The organism is Alteromonas sp. ABV4_150, from assembly GCF_056311745.1.
Window position 1 is genome coordinate 1728670 of sequence record NZ_CM149971.1, and the last position, 20224, is coordinate 1748893.

The 20224-nt window shown below is 45.3% G+C and carries 18 protein-coding genes and 1 pseudogene; 11 read left to right on the forward strand and 8 right to left on the reverse strand.

Features of this window, described 5'->3' with window-relative positions; all coding sequences use genetic code 11:
- Positions 1-951: a putative metalloprotease CJM1_0395 family protein gene (locus ACYX4M_RS07565; protein WP_476082515.1), complete on the forward strand. Its 951-nt coding sequence runs from the start codon at positions 1-3 to the stop codon at positions 949-951.
- A 163-nt stretch (positions 952-1114) separates the two neighbouring features.
- On the opposite strand, the gene ACYX4M_RS07570 is transcribed toward ACYX4M_RS07565, so the two are convergent.
- From ACYX4M_RS07570 to greB, 4 genes are all read right to left on the reverse strand, one after another.
- The gene (locus ACYX4M_RS07570; protein WP_476082516.1) at positions 1115-2893 is read right to left on the reverse strand and encodes a C1 family peptidase; all 1779 of its coding nucleotides are present in this window, start codon (positions 2891-2893) and stop codon (positions 1115-1117) included.
- Between the two features lie 62 nt (positions 2894-2955).
- Positions 2956-3087, reverse strand: coding sequence for a hypothetical protein (locus ACYX4M_RS07575; protein WP_476082517.1), 132 nt, complete (start codon positions 3085-3087; stop codon positions 2956-2958).
- Positions 3088-3268: 181 nt separating this feature from the next.
- Positions 3269-5644, reverse strand: a complete 2376-nt coding sequence (locus tag ACYX4M_RS07580; protein ID WP_476082518.1) for a Tex family protein — start codon at positions 5642-5644, stop codon at positions 3269-3271.
- A 178-nt stretch (positions 5645-5822) separates the two neighbouring features.
- On the reverse strand, positions 5823-6308 hold the full coding sequence (gene greB / locus ACYX4M_RS07585; protein ID WP_476082519.1) for a transcription elongation factor GreB: 486 nt from the start codon (positions 6306-6308) through the stop codon (positions 5823-5825).
- Between the two features lie 174 nt (positions 6309-6482).
- Here greB and ACYX4M_RS07590 point away from each other — a divergent pair, with 174 nt between their 5' ends.
- Positions 6483-6752 (forward strand): hypothetical protein, encoded by a 270-nt coding sequence (locus ACYX4M_RS07590; RefSeq protein WP_179985024.1) that lies wholly within the window; start codon positions 6483-6485, stop codon positions 6750-6752.
- A gap of 264 nt (positions 6753-7016) precedes the next feature.
- On the opposite strand, the gene fkpA is transcribed toward ACYX4M_RS07590, so the two are convergent.
- Positions 7017-7802 carry an FKBP-type peptidyl-prolyl cis-trans isomerase gene (gene fkpA / locus ACYX4M_RS07595; protein WP_476082520.1) on the reverse strand — a complete coding sequence of 262 codons (786 nt, stop codon included), beginning with the start codon at positions 7800-7802 and terminating at the stop codon, positions 7017-7019.
- Positions 7803-7999: 197 nt separating this feature from the next.
- On the opposite strand from fkpA, the gene ACYX4M_RS07600 reads away from it, so the two are divergent.
- From ACYX4M_RS07600 to ACYX4M_RS07610, 3 genes are all read left to right on the forward strand, one after another.
- Positions 8000-8932 carry a WD40 repeat domain-containing protein gene (locus ACYX4M_RS07600; RefSeq protein ID WP_476082856.1) on the forward strand — a complete coding sequence of 311 codons (933 nt, stop codon included), beginning with the start codon at positions 8000-8002 and terminating at the stop codon, positions 8930-8932.
- A 9-nt stretch (positions 8933-8941) separates the two neighbouring features.
- On the forward strand, positions 8942-9190 hold the full coding sequence (locus tag ACYX4M_RS07605; protein ID WP_476082521.1) for a SlyX family protein: 249 nt from the start codon (positions 8942-8944) through the stop codon (positions 9188-9190).
- A 251-nt stretch (positions 9191-9441) separates the two neighbouring features.
- Positions 9442-9600 carry a hypothetical protein gene (locus ACYX4M_RS07610; RefSeq protein WP_474829052.1) on the forward strand — a complete coding sequence of 53 codons (159 nt, stop codon included), beginning with the start codon at positions 9442-9444 and terminating at the stop codon, positions 9598-9600.
- Positions 9601-9691: 91 nt separating this feature from the next.
- Here ACYX4M_RS07610 and ACYX4M_RS07615 read toward each other — a convergent pair whose 3' ends face one another.
- Positions 9692-10801, reverse strand: a complete 1110-nt coding sequence (locus tag ACYX4M_RS07615) for a DUF748 domain-containing protein (protein WP_476082522.1) — start codon at positions 10799-10801, stop codon at positions 9692-9694.
- A gap of 178 nt (positions 10802-10979) precedes the next feature.
- Entirely contained in the window at positions 10980-11186 is a 207-nt protein-coding gene (locus ACYX4M_RS07620) for a YheV family putative zinc ribbon protein (RefSeq protein ID WP_012520152.1), read from the reverse strand.
- Positions 11187-11304: 118 nt separating this feature from the next.
- Here ACYX4M_RS07620 and ACYX4M_RS07625 point away from each other — a divergent pair, with 118 nt between their 5' ends.
- Genes ACYX4M_RS07625 through ACYX4M_RS07640 form a run of 4 tightly spaced genes read left to right on the forward strand, consistent with a single transcriptional unit; the run spans position 11305 to position 15112 of the window.
- Positions 11305-13278: an ATP-binding cassette domain-containing protein gene (locus tag ACYX4M_RS07625; RefSeq protein WP_476082523.1), complete on the forward strand. Its 1974-nt coding sequence runs from the start codon at positions 11305-11307 to the stop codon at positions 13276-13278.
- The gene (locus ACYX4M_RS07630) at positions 13259-13765 is read left to right on the forward strand and encodes a TIGR02444 family protein (RefSeq protein ID WP_476082524.1); all 507 of its coding nucleotides are present in this window, start codon (positions 13259-13261) and stop codon (positions 13763-13765) included. The genes ACYX4M_RS07625 and ACYX4M_RS07630 overlap by 20 nt, the downstream gene beginning before the upstream one ends.
- A gap of 20 nt (positions 13766-13785) precedes the next feature.
- On the forward strand, positions 13786-14820 hold the full coding sequence (locus ACYX4M_RS07635) for a hydrolase (protein ID WP_476082525.1): 1035 nt from the start codon (positions 13786-13788) through the stop codon (positions 14818-14820).
- A 58-nt stretch (positions 14821-14878) separates the two neighbouring features.
- Entirely contained in the window at positions 14879-15112 is a 234-nt protein-coding gene (locus tag ACYX4M_RS07640; RefSeq protein ID WP_025257266.1) for a YheU family protein, read from the forward strand.
- A 92-nt stretch (positions 15113-15204) separates the two neighbouring features.
- Here ACYX4M_RS07640 and ACYX4M_RS07645 read toward each other — a convergent pair whose 3' ends face one another.
- Positions 15205-15759: an outer membrane beta-barrel protein gene (locus tag ACYX4M_RS07645; RefSeq protein ID WP_474872131.1), complete on the reverse strand. Its 555-nt coding sequence runs from the start codon at positions 15757-15759 to the stop codon at positions 15205-15207.
- Between the two features lie 812 nt (positions 15760-16571).
- Here ACYX4M_RS07645 and ACYX4M_RS07650 point away from each other — a divergent pair.
- Both ACYX4M_RS07650 and mdoH read left to right on the forward strand, forming a co-directional pair.
- A pseudogene (locus ACYX4M_RS07650) lies at positions 16572-18198 on the forward strand (OpgD/OpgG family glucan biosynthesis protein).
- The gene (mdoH, locus tag ACYX4M_RS07655; protein WP_476082526.1) at positions 18179-20179 is read left to right on the forward strand and encodes a glucans biosynthesis glucosyltransferase MdoH; all 2001 of its coding nucleotides are present in this window, start codon (positions 18179-18181) and stop codon (positions 20177-20179) included. Before ACYX4M_RS07650 ends, mdoH begins: the two are co-directional and overlap by 20 nt.
- Positions 20180-20224: the final 45 nt, after the last annotated feature.

Here is a 20224-nt window from a genome sequence, read left to right on the forward strand (position 1 = left end):
GTGAATATTGTAACGCCAATCCTTACCGCCATTGCTTATCCCACGGCGAATGTAAATACAGAATCTGCCCGTAGAGATAACGTGCAGCGGGAAACTATTCCCCAAGCGTCAGATTCCCAGCAAGGTGCTTCTCAAAAAGGTTTAGGTTCTGAAACTGATAAGGCTAAAAGCCCGGGTCAGCCGCCAGCTCCTGTCACCTATGAACGTCCTCAAATACAAACCGAGCTTCAAGCCGCTTTCCAAAACGTGTTTGGACAAGAAAAAGACAATGCGCAGGACGAGAGTGCAGGTAAGCAAGACGCGAAAGACAGGCAGCAAGAGCAACAAGAAAAGCAAGAAGCTGCGGAAATTGAACAGCTAAAAGCCCGTGATCAGGAAGTAAGAGTTCACGAGCAGGCGCATGCAGCAACAGGTGGGCAGTACGCTGGTGCACCGCGATATGAATACACTACAGGCCCAGATAATAAGCGCTATGTTACCGATGGCGAAGTGTCTATCGATGTTTCGGAAGAAAAAACGCCAGAAGAAACGCTGCAAAAAATGGAACAGGTGCGCGCCGCAGCGCTCGCGCCAGCTGAGCCTTCTTCGCAAGACTTAAAAGTGGCCGCAGAGGCATCTCAAAAAGCGACAGAAGCGCGAAGTGAGATTGCTAAAGCGCAAGCTGGTAACCTACCAACAGCGGAATCTATTACAGAGCAGACTCCAACCGATAGTGTCGATACAGTCTCAGGTATTGAAACTATCACTGAGTCTGAAATTAACACTGGCCCAAGGATAGGAGCTGCGGCAGACGAAGTGTTGGATGTAGCGTCTAACCCCGCAAACGCTATATCTTCACAGGGGTTAGAGGCAAATGCGCCTGACGCCATGCAAACGCGAAAAGGCCGCATTCAAAACGCTTATTTACAAGCTTACACTCCATCTAGAGAAGGTATATCTCTTCAAGCATAATAGCCGGCTTCAAGCATAATAGCGTCAAGTTAGCGCTGGCTGCTTCACATTACACCAACGAATTAACCCGCGGAATAAATTACGATTTAACCCAAGAAACTGCGCGCTAAATCGCAAGCACGGCACTTTTATTTATGCAAAAGTTTCTTCACATCAGCAAGCGTTAATAATCCAATATTGCCTTCGTAAACGGATATTTAGGTGAGCCACCAGTGATATCTGATAGCACCGAGTTCATGGTATCTACGTCGCTATCAAATCCACCGTGGGACGTAGCTGCCGTCGCATCACCTTCTTTTCCTTCGCTGTATTTAAACGTTACGTTAGACAGCGGCTGATTAAACACGGCCATACCTAATAATGGCATCTCCGGTTTAGGCTCAAATGCATTTGATACTAAATAAAGTAATGATTTTTGGTAAATACGCGCCACGTGATCATCTTTTTCCAACGCTTCGGATAAGTTGTAAATCGTGGTCGACTGGATATGTTCTCCCTCAATAAACTCCGAAAGCTTTTCGTTGAATAGAGAGTAGCTAATGGCGGGGGCCATTAAATGCAGGCTTTTTACTTTTATATTTTCATCAACTTTGAATAACTTTGATAGACTGTGTGCATGAAAAATAGAGCCTGCCGAATGACCCACAACGTGAAGCTGTATCCTCGGGTTATTTTTGAGATAGCCGGCTAACTTGGATAAAAAGTAGGTGCCGTCGGACGTGGTACGAGTAAAAGGCGTGCAAGCGTCTGATTTCATTTCACGCCACAGCGCGCCGCCTACTTTGCGTGTTGCCCATTCTAAAATGCGGTCGGTATAGTCGGTAAATGCCCCAACTTTGGTGCTAATTTCTTCATTCTTGAAGCCTAAAATGTCTTTTAGCTCTTCAAGCATGCCTGTGTCATACATGAAGTGAATGGGATACACATCATTTTTAAGAAAGGTGTCTTTCATGGCAGCAATGCGTTTAGCCGAGGCTTTAATGCTATTTAAGCCGCCGTGCGCGTATAGCATTACATGTTGATGATTACTGTCAGAAAGTTTTTCAATAATGGCATCGACGTGGTTTTTATTGCTCCAATATTTACTTTTAGTATCAAAGTGCCCGTCATCAAAATGAACGAAGTGATCTTGAATACTTACCCGTGGCGTAGAGCGAGAGAATAGCCCTTGTGCAACAGAGCGCGTAGCCTGATGGTAGGTACCCGTACCTGAAATAGGAAGAGCGAGTTGTACCACCCAGGCATCCATAACATTCAACGCCCAGTCATCGTATCGCCAAAGCGCCAGCCCTGACTTTTTCCAACCCGTACCCCACGAGTTCTGGATCCAAAAGCCTTCATCGTTATAGCCAACAATGGCGAACGCATGGCCTCCCATGGGCTCAGGTTTTAATTTTATCGCATCACCCTCGGCGTCTTTCCAGCCTTCATGTATTCTTGCTGACACAAAAATAACACCCACTTCATTAAGTGCAGCATGAAAATCGCTAATTTCCCGTTCAAGCCGGTAGTATGCGCCGAGCCTATGATTACTGGCGTTGTCAGCTATGGCGAGGGTCATTTCAAATTCATTGCTGTGATTAATATCTTTTGTCAGAGAGTCGCTGCACACCCCACTGTTATACCAGCCTTTAATAGCGCCGCGGCAACTAGAGCCGTCATAGGCTTCGCCCAACCATTCATCGTGACGCTTTGCCATGGCATAAAGCATCCACGGGCTCACAGTATGTTTTCGGCCTTGTTGGCGATAGATAAAATTTATGGTGGCGGCCAAGGCAAAGCCTGTACAGGCGCCGTCCTTGCCTTGATCTAAAATAACCAAGTTACCCGGCGGGTCGATAAAAGGTTTAAGCGGGGTAAGGTTGGGTTGGTAATAGCGATCCCGAAGGTCTGGGTAGTCTGCGCTGACATTTAGCATACTTTTTGAAACTGGTAAGTTCATAACATCATCCTCCGATTAGGGCAGATGATCTTTGCTGTACAGCTAGATGAAACGCGCGTACATCAAAGGTCGTTGGCCGTTAACTCATTATGGTTGTCCGAAAGTACTGCCTGGAAAAAGGCTGAGGTCAAATGAGCAACATTACCTTCGTTAAACGCGAATAACATACGAACTTCGGTTTCGGTGTGACCCACACCTTTTCATTGTTTCGGTATCTTAATGCTTTTTAAGCAAGCGTTGGTGAGCGCTAATACTCTCCAATGCACCATGACTAATGTAGCAAAAGCGAAAGGATAAATGGAAGAGCAATAAAAAAGGCCTGTCTTGCGACAAGCCCTTTATAAGACAAAATAAACGACAATAAACAGCTAAGGTTTACTTTTTCGCTTTAGCAAACGCGTCAGCAAAGGCATTGCCCATGGCGCTATTTTGAGGCTGACTGCTGCGATTACCGCCTCCCTTATTTGAGCGCGAACTTGCTTTACCGTTAGCACGTCCAGCCCCTTTGTTTTGAGCTTTACTTGAGCCTTGGTTATTCGCGCCTTTACCTGAAGAGCCATAGCCACCGGTATTATTACTTTGACTTGGTGTATCGTCTAAGCGCATGGTAAAGGAAATACGCTTGCGCGGTACGTCGACTTCAAGCACTTTCACTTTAACAATATCGCCGGCTTTAACTACCTCGCGAGGGTCTGAAATAAACTTGTTAGTCAATGCAGAGATATGTACCAGTCCGTCTTGATGCACGCCCACATCAACAAATGCGCCAAAGTTAGCTACGTTGCTCACTACGCCTTCTAGGATCATACCCGGCTTAAGGTCGTTAATAGTTTCAACGCCTTCTTTAAACGCCGCTGTTTTAAATTCAGGACGAGGGTCACGGCCTGGTTTATCCAGCTCTTTTAGAATGTCTTTAACAGTTGGCAAACCAAATGCGTCGCTGGTAAAGGTATCTGGCGACAGGCTTTTTAGAAGCTCGGTATTGCCGATAATGTCATTAACTGCAACCGCAGTGGTATCTACAATTTTATCGACTACAGGGTATGCTTCGGGGTGAACCGCAGAAGCATCAAGTGGGTTGGTGCCGTTTACAATACGCAAGAAACCCGCCGCTTGCTCGAAGGCTTTAGGCCCTAAACGCTCAACTTTCAATAGTGCTTTACGGTCTGGGAAAGCGCCATTAGTGTCTCTGAAGTTAACAATGTTGTGCGCTAGAGTTTTGTTTAAGCCTGATACATAGCTCAATAGGGCAGGCGATGCGGTGTTAAGGTCAACGCCAACAGCGTTTACACAGTCTTCAATAACACGGTCAAGGGACTTGCCCAACTGGCTTTGACTTACGTCGTGCTGATACTGGCCTACACCAATGGCTTTAGGCTCAATTTTAACTAGTTCTGCGAGTGGGTCTTGCAGGCGGCGTGCGATAGACACGGCTCCACGAATTGAAACATCCAGATCAGGCAGCTCTTTAGAGGCAAGCTCAGACGCTGAATACACAGAAGCGCCAGCTTCACTTACCATAATTTTCTGTGCTGTAAGTTCGCTGTTGTTCTTAAGCATTTCACCGACAAGTTTGTCGGTTTCACGGGAACCTGTTCCGTTGCCAATGCTAATTAAGTCTACTTTGTATTGTTTGCACAAGGTTGTTAGCGTGCGAATAGACTTATCCCATTGGTTTTGCGGTGCGTGTGGGAATATGGTGTTGGTCGCTACCACCTTACCTGTACTGTCTACTACCGCTACCTTAACGCCTGTTCTTAAACCTGGATCTAGACCCATCGTGGTTTTTGCACCTGCAGGTGCAGCCATCAACAAGTCGTTTAAGTTTTTGGCAAATACTTCAATGGCTTCGTCTTCAGCACGCTCTCGCAGGGCGCTGAATAGCTCAGTTTCCATGTGTAAACCAATTTTGATTTTCCACGTCCACTGCACCACCTGAGCTAAGAAATCATCAGCGCCACGACCGCGGTGCCTGATATCGTAGTGGCTGGCGATAATGTGCTCGCAATGAGATGGGCCTTTTTCTTCTGACTGCGGGTCGGCATCTAGCTGAATATGAAGCATGCCTTCATTGCGACCCCTAAACATGGCCAATGCGCGGTGCGATGGTACCTTTTTGTATTTTTCGCTGTGTTCAAAATAGTCTTTATATTTAGCGGCTTCTTGTTCTTTACCTGGTACAACCGTACTGTTTATATGCGCATTTTCAGTAAGGTAATGACGCACTTTAGCTAGCAAAGCGGCATCTTCAGCAAACCTCTCCATAAGGATATAGCGAGCACCTTCTAGCGCGGCTTTAGTATCAGCCACGCCGTTGTCTGCATTTACAAACTCTTGCGCTTTGCTTTCAGCATCTGTGTCAGGGTTGCTAAATAAGGCATCGGCCAGCGGTGCTAAACCAGCTTCAATAGCAATTTGCCCTTTAGTACGCCTGCGAGGCTTATACGGTAAGTACAAGTCTTCAAGGGTTGTTTTGCTGTCAGCACTGGCAATGCTGCTTTTAAGCTCGTCAGTGAGCTTGCCCTGCTCTTCGATAGATTTAAGAATAACGTCGCGGCGCTCTTCTAGTTCGCGTAAGTAGGTCAAGCGCTGCTCTAGATTACGCAGCTGCGTATCATCTAGGCCTTGGGTTACTTCTTTACGGTACCGGGCTATGAAAGGTACGGTTGCCCCTTCATCAAGAAGTTTTACTGCGGCAGTTACTTGCGAGGGTTGGACGCTAAGCTCTTCTGCAATTTTATTGGTAATCATAAGTCGCTCTAAGATACTAAAAGTTCGCGCTAGGCAATGGCGAATAAACGGTGTGTGACAGGCTTGTATACACAGCGTTAGTAGTGAAAATAAGAGCGGTGAGTATATCACCGCGGTGTAGGGAAAGTCGTCTGATCATTGTGTTACAACTGAGTAGTTAAGTAGACCATCTCTTTTTTCAAAGCTTATCTGTTGCGTCGTACCAAATACGGTTTATCCACCACTCTTTAGTACCCGCCTCAGTTTTAACAATAAACTCATCGTCCTCTTCTTTGCCAAGTAGAGCACGGGCCATGGGTGAATCAATAGAAATGTAGTCCTTGCGGCCAAAGATTTCATCATAGCCAACTAAGCGAAGCTCCATAACAGCGCCCGATTCGTTTTCAATTTCAACCCAAGCACCAAAGAACACTTTGCCTTCTTGCTGTGAATCATAATCAACAACTTTTAGGTTCTCTAAACATTTGCGTAAGTAACGAACCCGACGGTCAATTTCGCGAAGCTTCTTTTTATTGTATTGGTAGTCAGCGTTCTCACTCCTATCGCCCAGGCTGGCTGCCCAAGTTACCTTGCGAGTGATTTCTGGTCGTTCTTCACGCCACAAGAAATCCAGTTCTTGTTGAAGCTTTATATAGCCTTTTCGAGTGATAAGCGGTGTTTTCACAATGTCCTATAAATAATCCAGCTAATTACCCTTACTTTATGTGGGTAATAAGGCAAAACGCAATCTTTCGATAAAGTAAAAAGTGACAAGCTAGGCAGATTGAATAATTATTGAACATAAACCTTTCTGCCAGTGTCTTAGTATAAATGACATACTAGCCATTAGGGGAAATGAATGCGTAACAGAATGCCTGTGTTGAACCGCCGAAGGTCGGGGAGCGACCCGCTTCAAACCAGCGGTACTATCATAGGTTTTATGCTGTTTTTGAGCGGCGCGCTGTTATTGTTGTATGCCTTACTTGATATAGTTGTTCGCTTAAATAGTGTACGAACCGTGATATACCTTATCTTAGCGTGTGCTATGTATAAAGTAGGGCACTCGCTGCTTAATCATTTTGCGACGTTTAAAGTCCATACGGAAAGACGACGCGCACCTAACCGTTAAAACCTTTAGTTTTAAGCCTGCATTTTTAAGGTTTAATTGTTCCTAAAAAACCTTGTTAGGGCCGTGAAATATTTCAACTTTGAGCTAAGCTTAAAAGTGTAATTCGAGGCACCAAGCATATTGAATAACCCACATTATTATTTGGGTACGCGCGTGGTGAAAATCCACTAGCTCGTAGGGAAAAGGTAAGCAAGGATCACGCTGACTCACTAAAACAAAAAAGCCGACGCATAGCGTCGGCTTTCTCTTTTCTGAAACACTAGCTTATTCAGCTGGCGCTTCGGCTTCAGGTTTAACCACTTCTAGAAGCTCAACATCAAAGATTAGCGTTGAGTTAGGCGTAATAGCGCCTGTTGAGCGTGCGCCATAAGCAAGCTCTGATGGGATGTGGAAGCGGTATTTCGCGCCTTCTTTCATTAGCTGTACGCCTTCAGTCCAACCCGCGATTACGCGATTAAGAGGAAATTCAGCTGGCTCGCCGCGCTTATAAGAAGAGTCGAACTCTGTACCATCAAGCAAGGTACCACGGTAGTGAACTTTTACCATGTCTGTTGCTTCTGGGCTTGCGCCTTTGCCTTCTTCAAGTACTTCGTATTGAAGACCAGACTCTGTTGTCGTCACGCCTTCTTTCTTACCGTTTTCTTCTAGGTAAGCAAGACCTGCTTCAATGTTTTTCTCAGCAGCTTGTTCAGCCATTTCTTGCTGTTTAGCACGCAATACTTCTTCGCCCTGTTGAGCGATTTGCTGAATTTGCTCTGGCGTAAACTTAAGGGTGTCGTTTAGGCCGTCTTTAAAGCCCTGTTGTAGCGCATCTTGGTCTAGGGTTAAACCAAGCTGCTCTTGCTGCTCTGCACGGTTGCTAACGAATAGACCCATGCTCGCGCCCATGGCGTAAGCTTGCTTTTGTGTATCTGTCATTTCTTCTGCTGCAACAGCAGTTGTTTTTGCACTATCAGCGCTTGTAGAAGCGGCCTCATCAGATGTGTTTGGCTGGCAAGCGAAAAGGCCTAGCGCAGCGATAGTAGATAAGGCAACGAGCGACTTCTGCATAAAAACGTCTCCATTAATTATTATCATCATGCGTCTATGTCTATACTGCTGCATCTAAGGCAGTTTGCACGATAGTTAAAGATGCGTGATCCATGCTATGTTAAACCTAGCGTTTACAAAGCGAAACCCATTTGATTATGTTTAGGCCTCAAATGTTCCATAGAATAGTGTTACTCACCTTACTTATTGGCAATTCCATGGGATGTTCTGTCCCTGATACTACGCCAATACAGCAGTGGCGTCATGTAGAAGAGGGCGCATACGCGGCAGATATATCCACCGATGGCACGTTAGCGGTGGTATCCGGCGTAAATAATGGGGTCAATGTATGGCGAATTGGGCAGAGCGAACCCCTCTATCATTGGAGTCATCAAGGGGAAGGTAATAACTTAGTGATGTCAGTGCACATTAGTGCGGACAAGCGCTATGTGGTCACTGCCGACCGTGAAGCGTTTGCTCTGTGGAGTTTAGAAACTGGCGAACCAGAAGGATTTTGGCGAATAGATGAGTCCTCTATTCGCGATGTGGTAGTCACCAATAATGGTAATGGGATACTCGTCGCTCGCTCAAATGGTAAGGTTATGTATTTTGAGCCGCGCACCTCTCGTCGTCTTGAGTTTTTTGGGCATCAGGAAAAAGTTAATTCCATTGATATCTCACCTAATGGCAAGTTTGCCCTTACTGGTGGCAATGACTACATTGCCTACTTGTGGAGTACAGACACTGGGCAGATTATCCACACCTTTACGCACCCCACCCGAGTAACCAAAGTTGCGTTAGACGATGAAGGCCGGTTTGCTTTTACTGCCGACAGTCAAAGTAAGTCGCAAGTATGGAATGCGCAAACGGGGCAGCCCGTGACTTCACTCAAGTTTGCATCACGACAAAAAATCTTCACAGATGTCGAGTTTTCAAAAGATGGTCAGTATTTACTGACAGGCTCGCCAGCCAGGAAGGTATATCTTTGGAATTTGAAAAACGGTGAACAAGTCCAGTCAATTAAAGTTGCATCGAGAGAGTCTATTTCACCGCCAACCGCAGTTGTTTATGGCGTCGGCTTCCTCCCCAATGATAATATACTGTCTATAAGTAGCAGTGGCCTTGCCGAAGAATGGCAACGAGAGAGATAGAGAATTTACATGACAGACAAAAGCGCTGAGCAGTTACAACAGCAAGTAGATAGCGCCAATAGCTATATTGAAGAGTTGCAGATGAAAGTAGCCTTTCAAGAACACACTATCGAGGCACTTAATGAAGCGCTGGCGTCACAACAAAAGCAACTCGATGATTTAGCGTTTAAAGTAAGTCACGTAATAGACCGTGTTAAAAGCATAGAGCCGTCTAATATTGCTAAGCAATCAGAAGAAACCCCGCCCCCGCATTATTAATTGTAGTCATTTTTAAAGGGCATCGGGGCGCCTGTGGTTTGAAGGGGGCGCCTCATAGGCAGGTGACAAATTAGTAAATTCAAAGGTTTATAAAACCAAGCTGCACAAGCTTCGACTCAAACACTAGTTTATCTTGTTATGAGTTAGGCTAAGACTGCATTTATCCTGATAATCTAATTGAATTACACTTGCGCGCAATTGCACAGGCCCAAGTAATACTGAGCCTTATCTTCAACAAATAAGAGAAAATTATGAGTGATTTTGATATGGATGCGTTTGACAGCATCGATTTTGACTCAATTGAGCAGTCAGTAGCCGAAAAGCAGGCTGAAAAAGACAAGCAAGAAAGCCAAGAAATTGAAGGCATGCGCGACGGTGCCAACGATTGTGGTGATAGCTGTACCATATAAGTACCTTATAACAGCAGCTATAACGGCTAGGGCTCATGCAGAGCCCTCAGCGTTAAATAAGCCCTCAGCGTTAAATAAGCCCTCAGCGTTTTTAATCAGACCTTTCAGGGTTTTCCAGTCTGTCTAACTCCAACCGGTCAAGCTCTACGCTTTCCTCCACATCGCCTTCAAACGCTTTGATAAATGCGTTTTTTAATATTGCCGTAAATGCCTCCCAAGTCTGGGTTTCTGGACTAGATAAGTCGCCTTCAATAGGAATACGTGTGGCAATTTGATCCTCGCTCTGATTTTCAAACAGTTCGGTGACAAACGCAGAAATCGCTTCAATACTGCCTTCAATAAAACCGTCTCCGTCCCGCTCAATGTCGCCTTTCCAAGAAAATACTTCAACATTATGCAAAATTGGCTTGATGTAGCCTTTTACTTGCCCTTCGTTAGATGCGATCTCGGCAGCAAGCGTAAGGGTTCCAGCTTCTAAGTCAAAAGGCGCATAGGTATCGAGCAGGTTTTTAAAATTCACTAAACCGACGTTATCAGCTTGAATGTCTAGGTCAAAGGTAGGGACTTTAGTTGCGGGATTAAGCTTGGCGTCAAACGAAAGAGTGCCTTGCTCTGCTGTTTGGCCTTTCGCTTTAGCTGTGGCCACGCGCGTGTCCGACAAATCGTCGCTGTTTACCAAATTATTCACTTCAAGATGAATATCATGCAGCGCAATATCAATAGCCGGAGAGGTATCAGGATTGTGAAAGGCAATTTTCCCTTCGTTAATGGTGAGTTTGTCGATACGCAGAGGAAATAATTGATCGGCAATAGACAGCCAATTTTCGTTCTTACCCGACTGACTCTTTTCTTCCGTGTTTCCGTCTACAAAGTTAATTTCGGGAGAATTTACCACCACCCTGCCAACGGCCGCACCTTTAAAAAGCTGTGACCACGATAGTGTAAATTCCACATAGTCAGCCTTAAACAACGGCTTATCTATTTGTCCATTCGCTTTATACAGCAACACATATTCTAAGCTGTAGGCACCTCGCCACAGCATTAAATCAACATCACCCACTCGACCGTTGTATTGGTCCGATTGGCTTAGTGTGTTGTTGATGTATGTGGCTGCGGCATAAGGAAGGTACAACCTAAACGCGACGAGCATGAGCAATAGCCCTGCTACTACATAGCAAAATCGTTTTTTAGCGTGTTTCATATTTCACTCCTTAGGGAAAGGAATACAAAAAACATGCCTTGGAGAGCGTTTTTCCTCGGTAAGAGCGTTAGTCGCGACTGGCGCGGTATCCAGAGAAGGTTTTAAAAAGCCTGAGTACAGTATGAGAAGGTGTTACACAGGCCTGATGGTAAGATTTTCTTAACAGTGAGTAGGAATGCTAGTGAGGTTTGAAAATACCAATCACGTTTTCGTTGGAGCGCGTGGCGGCACTGACCTTTTCGTCAGTTTGCGCTTCGTTGTACCCACATGCGACGCATTCCAGCTTTTCCACGTTATTTTCAAAATATAACGAAATAGTATCTAGCTCTTGGCATTTTGGGCACGTAGCCCCTGCTACAAAGCGACGTTTTACACGTTTTGACATACATACACCTTTGGGAAATTTCGCCAGTATTATACCTTGAAATGGCATGTGTTGATCAGCTTTTACCTTAAGTTTTTGATACTATACGCGCCCTAGATTGTTCTATCACAGGTTAGTCATGATTAAGCTTTCAAATGTATCGCTACTTCGCGGCCGCAAAATGTTGCTGGAAGAGGCGTCGGCACAGGTTTTTCCAGGCCACAAAGTGGCGCTTATAGGCAGTAATGGCTGCGGAAAGTCTACGCTGTTCGCACTGTTGCGCAGTGAACTAAGCGTTGATGCCGGAGATTGCAGCGTTCCAAGTGATTGGCGAATTGTGAGCGTGGCTCAGGAAACGCCAGCAACTGATCGAACTGCGATAGATTACGTGATAGACGGTGACAAACATTTACGTGATTTACAGGCTAAGCTAGACGCAGCTGAACAAAGCGGCGACGGTGTAAAAATAGGCCAAATTCACGGGCAGCTTGAGCAGGCTGGAGCTTACGATGTGGAATCACGTGCAGCGACTATACTTTCCGGCCTCGGATTCACTAATGTGCAGCTAAGCGCACCGGTGAGTGACTTTTCTGGTGGTTGGCGCATGCGCTTAAACCTTGCACAAGCACTACTTTGTCCATCAGATTTATTGCTGCTTGATGAGCCCACTAACCACTTGGATTTAGACGCCGTAATTTGGTTAGAGAAATGGCTCCAGCGCTATGCAGGCACCTTATTACTTATTTCTCACGATAAAGCCTTTATCGACAATACGGTGGCGCAAATTATCAGTGTTGAGCAACAAAAACTTGTTACTTACACAGGTAACTATTCCTCTTACGAAACTCAGCGTGCTGAGCGCATGCGCTTACAAAACATTGAGTATGAAAAGCAGCAGCAAAAGGTAGCCCACCTAAATTCATTTATTACACGGTTTAAAGCCAAGGCTAGTAAAGCAAAGCAAGCGCAAAGCCGTATTAAGCAGCTAGAGAAAATGGAAACGCTAATGCCAGCGCACATGGCAAGCCCATTTAGTTTTTCTTTCTCACCGCCAACAGCGCTTCCAAACCCACTGGTTCAAATGGAAAAAATACAGCTGGGGTATGATGATCATATAGTGCTTCAACAGGTAAAACTGAATTTAGTACCTGGCAGCAGAATAGGTCTTCTAGGTAGAAACGGGCAAGGTAAGTCAACGTTAATCAAGCTGTTAGCGGGCGTTCATGCGCCCAAACAGGGGATTTTCAATACCGCAAAAGGTCTGAAGATTGGCTATTTTGCCCAGCACCAGTTAGAAACACTAGACGCTAATGCCACACCCCTTTTACATTTGCAGCGTATTGATGAAAAAGCTACTGAACAGCAGCTTCGCGATTACCTGGGCGGTTTTGGCTTTAACGGCGATGAAGCATTGGCACCCGTGGCACCTATGTCAGGTGGCGAAAAGGCGCGCTTGGTGTTGGCACTAATTGTTTACCAAAAACCTAACTTATTGCTGCTGGATGAGCCTACCAACCACTTAGATCTAGAAATGCGCCATGCGCTAAATATTGCTCTTCAGGGTTTTGAAGGCGCTATGGTGCTGGTATCTCACGACCGCTTCTTACTTTCTTCGGTTTGTGAAGATTTCTATTTGGTAGACAGCGGTGAAGTTGAGCCATTTAAAGGCGACTTGGATGATTATCGCGACTGGATTTTAAAACAGCAGGCTGCAGAAAAAGCCAAGGCCAACAGCGACGTTAAAAAAGCCAATGGCGACGCTAAAAACGGCGCGCAGCAAGAAGCAGGAGTGCAGAGTAAGCCGGAACGCAAGTTAGATCGTAAAGAAGAAAAGCGCCGCGAAGCCGAGTTCAGGCAAAGCGTAGCGCCACTTAAAAAAGCCATCGAAAAACACGAAAAAGCCATGGAGAAATGCAGTACCGCCCTGGCAGAGGTAGAAGCATCACTCGCCGATACCTCGCTTTACAGCGATGACAAAAAAGCAGAACTCATGGGCTTGCTCGACAAGCAAACTCAGCTTAAGCAACAGCTTGAAGAGGAAGAGATGGCATGGCTAGATGCCCAAGAGCAGATAGAGCAAAAAAGAGAAGAGTATGACAGTGTCAGCGCCTAATATAAAAAGCAGTGTGTTTTGGGAGTACAGCGTATCTCGCTATACGAAAGGTGATATGGCACCACTCGCGCTTCTGCTTCAAGATAACCACAAGGTGAATGTAAACGTTCTCTTGCTGATTTGCTGGTGTTTAGAGAATAATGTCATTATAAATTTGCCTCAGCTTAAATCGGTTATAGCGGCATCAACGAGCACTGACGAAAAGTTAAAACAGCATCGCGAGAAGCGCAAAGCAGCAAGCCCTGAGAAAGGTGGTGAGCAAACAGCCTACGATGCACTCAAAGCGCAAGAATTAGAGCTTGAAAGGCAACAGCAGCAAGACATCGTTGCGTCTTTTAATGAGCAGGCGGTTACGCACTTGGGTCAGCAAGCCTCGCCAACGAATATATTTAACGCGTCTATCGCTGCGTTTATTAATGCATACGAGTTACGCGACAACAACGAGGCGCGTCAGTTAGTGAGCCTTGTGGTAAATCAATTATCGTAAAAACACAATAAGAAAATACAATGAGCAAATCAGCGCTATCGCATGGAAAGATAATAAAAAGTAGCTTTAAAGTGCCAGGATGGGCAAAGAACCGACATGTGCAAACCATATGGCCGCGTTTTATTCAAAAGCGCTTACCCCTTTCTTATAACATGGAGCGTTTAACCTTACCGGATGACGACTTTGTTGACGTAGCATGGGGCCCCAAACCACAAGAGACATCAGGGGTAGTGGTGATGTTTCACGGATTGGAGGGCAGCATCAAGTCGCATTATGCGAACGATATGATGGCCCAACTATCTGTGAATGGTTGGCAGGTGGTAATGATGCATTATCGCGGCTGTAGCGGTGTGCCAAACCTAAAAGCGCGCGCTTATCACAGTGGCGAAACAGAAGACCCTAGCTTTTTCTTAGAGTGGTTGCACGATAAATTCCCCCGAATACCCAAGGTAGCTATTGGCTTTTCCCTTGGTGGTAATATGCTGCTGAAACTGTTGGGTGAAAACCCTGCACAAAAGTGGCTGAAAGCGGCGGTTGCCATCTCTTCTCCGCTTAAATTATCTGAGTGCGCAAAGTCAATTAATCAGGGTTTTTCTCGTGTGTATCAAAAGTATTTACTTACTAGCATGAAAGATACTTTGCGTAAGAAGATGGAATACATTGATTATCGCAAGCTTATTCAGCTTACAAAAAGTGATGTAGAAGGCATTACTAGCTTTACTCAATTTGACGAAAAGATCACGGCTCCCCTGCACGGTTTTGCAGATGCGCAAGACTATTATGAAAAGTGCAGCGCGTATCACTTTTTAAGCGCCATCCACTGCCCAACGTTAGTATTGCATAGCATCGATGACCCCTTCATGAACCACTTAATTGTGCCAAAAGAAGAGGAACTTGCGCGTAACGTCACCGTAGAATTGAGCGAACGGGGCGGTCATGTTGGCTTTATGCAAGGCTCTGTATTAAACCCGAAGGTTTGGCTGCACGAGCGCGTCAAACGCTTCGTTAGCGAAGCCTTACCGGTAAACTCAACCTGTGGTTATGTTAGTCGCTAGTACCGCGGTGATATTTGTGCGGTTTAAGTTTTATAAAACGTTTTTCCCAGGAGTGTGAATGATAATTCCCATCGACGCATTAGAAGCAGATACGCTTTATAGCTTGGCTGAGTCTTTTGTATTACGTGAAGGCACCGACTATGGTGCTGAGGAAGTTGAGCTAGAAGTAAAAGTTCAGCAGGTGCTAGACAGGTTAAAATCTGGCGAGGCAGTACTCGTATACTCAGAGCTTCACGAAAGTGTGGATATAAAAAGAAAAGAAGATATTGAGCCCAGCGACACAGCTGAATAGAAAACAAAGCGAAAGAACAGCCATCTTCTTGAAATGCAGGCACAAAAAAGCCGGGTCGAGCAACCCGGCTACCTACCTGAGGAGAGGAAGGCTTAAAACGCGTAGCGTGCAGTTACCTGCATAATGTCTAAATCATCAATGATTTTGTAGTTTGCGCCAACAGCCCACTGTGGCGTGATGTAGTAGTTAGCGCCTACTTTAAATGTGGCCTCACCGTCGTCTACATCGTAATAGCCTACTTCACCAGCAAGCTCTACCTGCTCTGTAATCATTGAGCGAAGACCGGCATTAATGCTGTAACCTGTCTCGTCATCTACGTCACCATCAATACGCTCTAGGTTGGCACCGAAGTAGGCATCTGTTGTGGCGTTTACAGGTAAGCGGTAACCTGCACCTAGTGTTAGCATATCGAAGTCGAAGTTACCTTCTTCAAAAAAGCTGTACTCGCCGTTTAAGTACCAGTTGCTGTTTAAGAGGTACTTACCATTCACGGTTAAGCCGTCCGGCTCGAAAGACTCGTTGTCGTCAAAGTCCATTTTGGTATAACCACCTTCTACGTAACGCCAGTCTGGCTTGTCGGCCATTGCTGTAAGAGGAAGTGTTGCCGCAGTAAGTGCCGCTGCAATAAGTGTGATTGATTTACGCATGTGATAACTCCTTAGTATGTTCAGTAACCCACTGTCTGCAGCGCAAACATTCAATGTGTTTGCAAAGCGTGTTGGTAGTCAGCGCTTCTAAAGCGCGCTGCTCTTTTGCAAATGCAATGCTCTTCTACATCGCTCCGCAGTGGGTTACTTGGTTGATGAACACAAAGCCAAAAACGTCTTCATGTCATCTCTATCATTTCCTTCCAGAAATCCTGTCCGATGTATTTATCAACATGGAGGAGTGCAAAGCGTCTGCCAACTGCGAAAAAAACTTAGCTGTAAATCAAATGAGATGCATCTATCTATCTAATAAATATAGAGAAATTAAAAGTAAGAAGAAGCGTTATGTGAATACCTGAGCTGCTAAAGCCTGTGTAGAGTTTAAAAAGTAAGCATATTGGCATGGGAAACTGTCTCTAAAAAACAACAGTTAACCTTTTGTCTAACTCATCGGACAAATTTACAACAAAGAAATTGTCTGCCACCTTCAATGTCGATGTTTTTAAGTTGTTGTAAATAAATGTAAATTTAATTAATAAGACCGTGTTTTTAGTATTGGAACAGCTTTTGCTCAAGTACTTCTGTGTTATCCAGCATTCACTTTTGCCAACAGGCACGGAATTCGACTTTTTGCGATACCAGTGAATAAAGAAAGGAATAGAGCGCCTTTCTTAAATGGTTTCAATGAATACTTTTTCTCATCATCGTTTTAAAGCAGCAGATAATCTGTTGCTCGCTATGTATAGCTAAGCGATAAAGCTAAGAGATTGACGACCATCTGGATAACCATTGTTTTCATAAGGAGAGGACGAATGGCTAAGCCAGTTTCAATTTTCGGAAAAGATTTACAAACTAATGCGTTTCAGCATCGAAAGCTGTCGCGCATTCTTTTAGCAATGACCAGCGTTATTGCCCTATTTGCATTTCAACAAGCGGGCGCTGTCGAGGTCAATGACAACAATCAGCCTCAAAAAGCATCACCCGTTCTTCAATCTATTATTGATGCTGCTCGCAAATCAGCAACAGAAAGCTATGAACAAGACGATCACGGACTAAACAGCAAATTAAAAGAGATTGATTACACCACTTATCGTTCTATTCGCTTTAAGCCTGAGCAAAGTCTTTGGCACGGTGAGAACGACTACGAACTTCAGTTTTTTCATCCAGGTTTTTTATACGAATACCCCGTTACCATTCACACTATTGGCGAAAGCAATAAGCCCGAACGTTTAGCTTTTAACAGCGACATGTTTAACTACGATGGTTCTGCAGCAGGTTTAGCGGACATGACGGATGAAAAGTCAGGGTTTGCAGGCTTTCGTGTTCACTACCCTATAAAAAACGAAGAGTACAAAGATGAATTTGCTGTATTCCTCGGTGCTTCATATTTTCGTTTGGTAGGTAAAAATCAAGTTTATGGTATTTCAGCACGCGGTTTGGCAATTGATACCGCGTTAGCGAAAGGTGAAGAGTTCCCTCATTTCACAGAGTTCTGGGTTATCGAGCCTGGTGAAGGCAAGCCAATTACTATTTATGCTCGCCTAGAAAGTCCTTCTGTTGCGGGGGCTTATAAATTTGTTATCCAGCCTGATATTGATACCAGTGTAAAGGTAGAGAGCTGGTTATTTGCTCGCGACGACGTGAATAAGCTAGGTATTGCGCCATTTACCAGTATGTTTTTATATGGCGAGAACACAGAAAAGCGTCATGACGACTATCGTCCAGAAGTGCACGATAGTGACGGTGTGCTAATGGTAACTCATGCGGGTGAAGAGATTTGGCGTCCACTGACTAACCCAGCACGCCTTCAGGTTACGTCACTTAGCGATACAAATCCAAAAGGCTTTGGCATGCTTCAACGCGACGGCGAGTGGGGTAACTACCTTGATGCTGAGGCCAACTATCATATACGTCCAGGGCTATGGGTTACTCCGGAAGCCGGCTTTGAGAAAGGTCGCTTGGAAGTCGTAGAAATACCAACTAAGTCTGAAATTCATGACAATATCGTGGCTTTCTGGACACCTGAAAAGCCATTTAAATCCGGTGAGTCCCTGTACTTCTCTTACGACCTTAAAACGGTAGAGCAAAACCCTTTTGTAAGCGAATTAGCGTCTGTTGTGCGTACCCGTCAGGGAAAGGCTGTATTGCCCGGTGACGAGTTTAAAAACGACAGTTTAAATACGACACGGCAGTTCAATGTAGATTTTAGCGCGCCTTCTGCCGTTGCTTTTGATAACGAGTCGATGAAGCTGGTGGTACAGGGTACTAACGGCACAATTTCTCAGCAGAGACTTTACCCTGTAGCCGACGGCCAAGAGTGGCGTGCTTCCTTCTTCGTGAAGCCGAAAGAGAAGGCAAACGGTAGATATGCGCGCTTACATTGAAAAAGACGGAAAGCGTGTTAGCGAGGTTTGGAATTATGTCTACCAGCCAAAATAATCGCACTCATACATCAGTATCGAACGAGGCTAAAGCCGTGCCTCAGGTTAAACGTGACAGCACTGCACGTGCTTCACACTTTTTCTTAAAAGGAGAGCATATGCGTTTGTTTATCATGGCAATGCTAGTAATTCCAAGCACGGCATTGGCCGGTTGGAGCTTATACGAGATATTTTTACCGAACGGCCTTACGAATCTAGAAATTGCGCAGTTAGGCTTGGGTTTGACCCTATTCGCTTGGCTGTGCATGGCGTTTTGGACGGGTATCATTGGTTTCTTTTTACAGCTTTTCAATATAGATCCACTGAGTTTACGCAGAAACCAAGTAAAGCCCGATGCTTCGTCGCCGTTAAAGCAAAAACACGCTGTAGTCATGCCGGTTTATAACGAAGATACCCGCCGTATTATGGTGGGGTTCGAAGCCTGTATTCGCGAGTTGATGGAAAGCGAAAACAGTTCGAATTTCGATTTCTATATGCTCAGCGACACCCGTGATATGGAAAAAGCGGATGCTGAACTACGCGCTTTTACTCGATTGAAAAAGCGTTTGGGTGCATTCTCTAGCCAAGTATTTTACCGCCGTCGCGAGCAAAACCTGCACAGAAAAGTGGGTAACCTCAAAGAGTTTTGTGAACGCTGGGGGGCAAATTACGAGTCGATGATTGTATTAGATGCCGACAGCGTAATGACCGCAGAGCGTATGCAGGATCTGGCCCGCCGTATTGAGCAAAACCCTGATACGGCCTTAGTGCAGACTATACCTATGCCAGTGCGTCAAAACACCTTCTTTGGTCGTTTCGTACAGTTTGCTGCTCACCTTTACAGCCCAATGTTGGCAACAGGCTTATCGTTTTGGCAAACAGATAGTGCAAACTACTGGGGGCACAATGCCATTATTCGTATTGCCCCTTTCATGCAGCATTGCGGACTTCCGACTCTTGAAGGTCGTGCACCTTTTGGTGGCGAAATACTAAGCCACGACTTTGTCGAAGCAGCTCTACTGCGCCGTGCAGGTTGGCAGGCTTATTTACTTACCGACACTACGGGTAGTTATGAAGAAGTGCCAAGTAACATTGTTGACTACGCCATTCGCGACCGCCGCTGGGTGCAGGGCAACATACAGCATTTAGGGCTTTTGAAGGTGAAAGGTCTTAAAATGGCGAACCGTCTGCACTTCTTATTTGGTGCCTTTGCGTACATTTCTTCACTAATACTGTTTTGTATGTTGGCACTAGGTACCGCAGATGCATTAATTCGCGCCACGTCAGTGCCAGAGTTTTTCGTATCTGAGTATCAGCTTTTCCCCAGTTGGCAGGTAGCCCGTCAGGACATGATGATGGTAACCATGTGGGGTACCGCCGCCTTACTATTCTTACCTAAGCTTTTAGGTATTTCCTTGGCTTTAATGAAACGTCGTGAAGAGTTTGGTGGGGCGTGGTCTTTACTAAAAGGCGCGGCAATTGAATTAGCCATGGCTGTACTAATTGCGCCGCTGATGATGTTCTACCATAGCTATTTTGTGATCAGCGTGTTTATCGGTCACTCAGTTAAATGGGAAGCACAAGAGCGTGAAGGTCGCAAAGTACCTTGGACCGTTGCAATCAAACACACGCAAATTATGAGCTGCTTAGCGGTAGCGTGGGGCGTAACTACCTTCTACTTCACCCCGTCGTTATTTATGTGGTTATTACCTGTATTGGTAGGCATGGTATTAGCGGCACCGGTTATTCGCCTTACAAGCAGTGATAAGTTCGGCTTGGCGATGCGCAAGTGGGGAGTGTTTGTCATCGATCAGGAAGTGAATGAGTGTAAAGCTCTTAAGCGTTTACGTGTCGCGATGGGATATTTCACTGTCTCTCAATATAAGGCAGAAGTACCTGCGCTCCCCGATAACACGTGGCAGAGCATGCCAGAGCAAGTGCTAAGTGAAAAACCACTGCCTATGCGTTATAGACTTCCTAACAGGCTACATCAGTCTTAGAGAGAAGCTCTTTAAACCAAAAAACCGCACGTTTTCGTGCGGTTT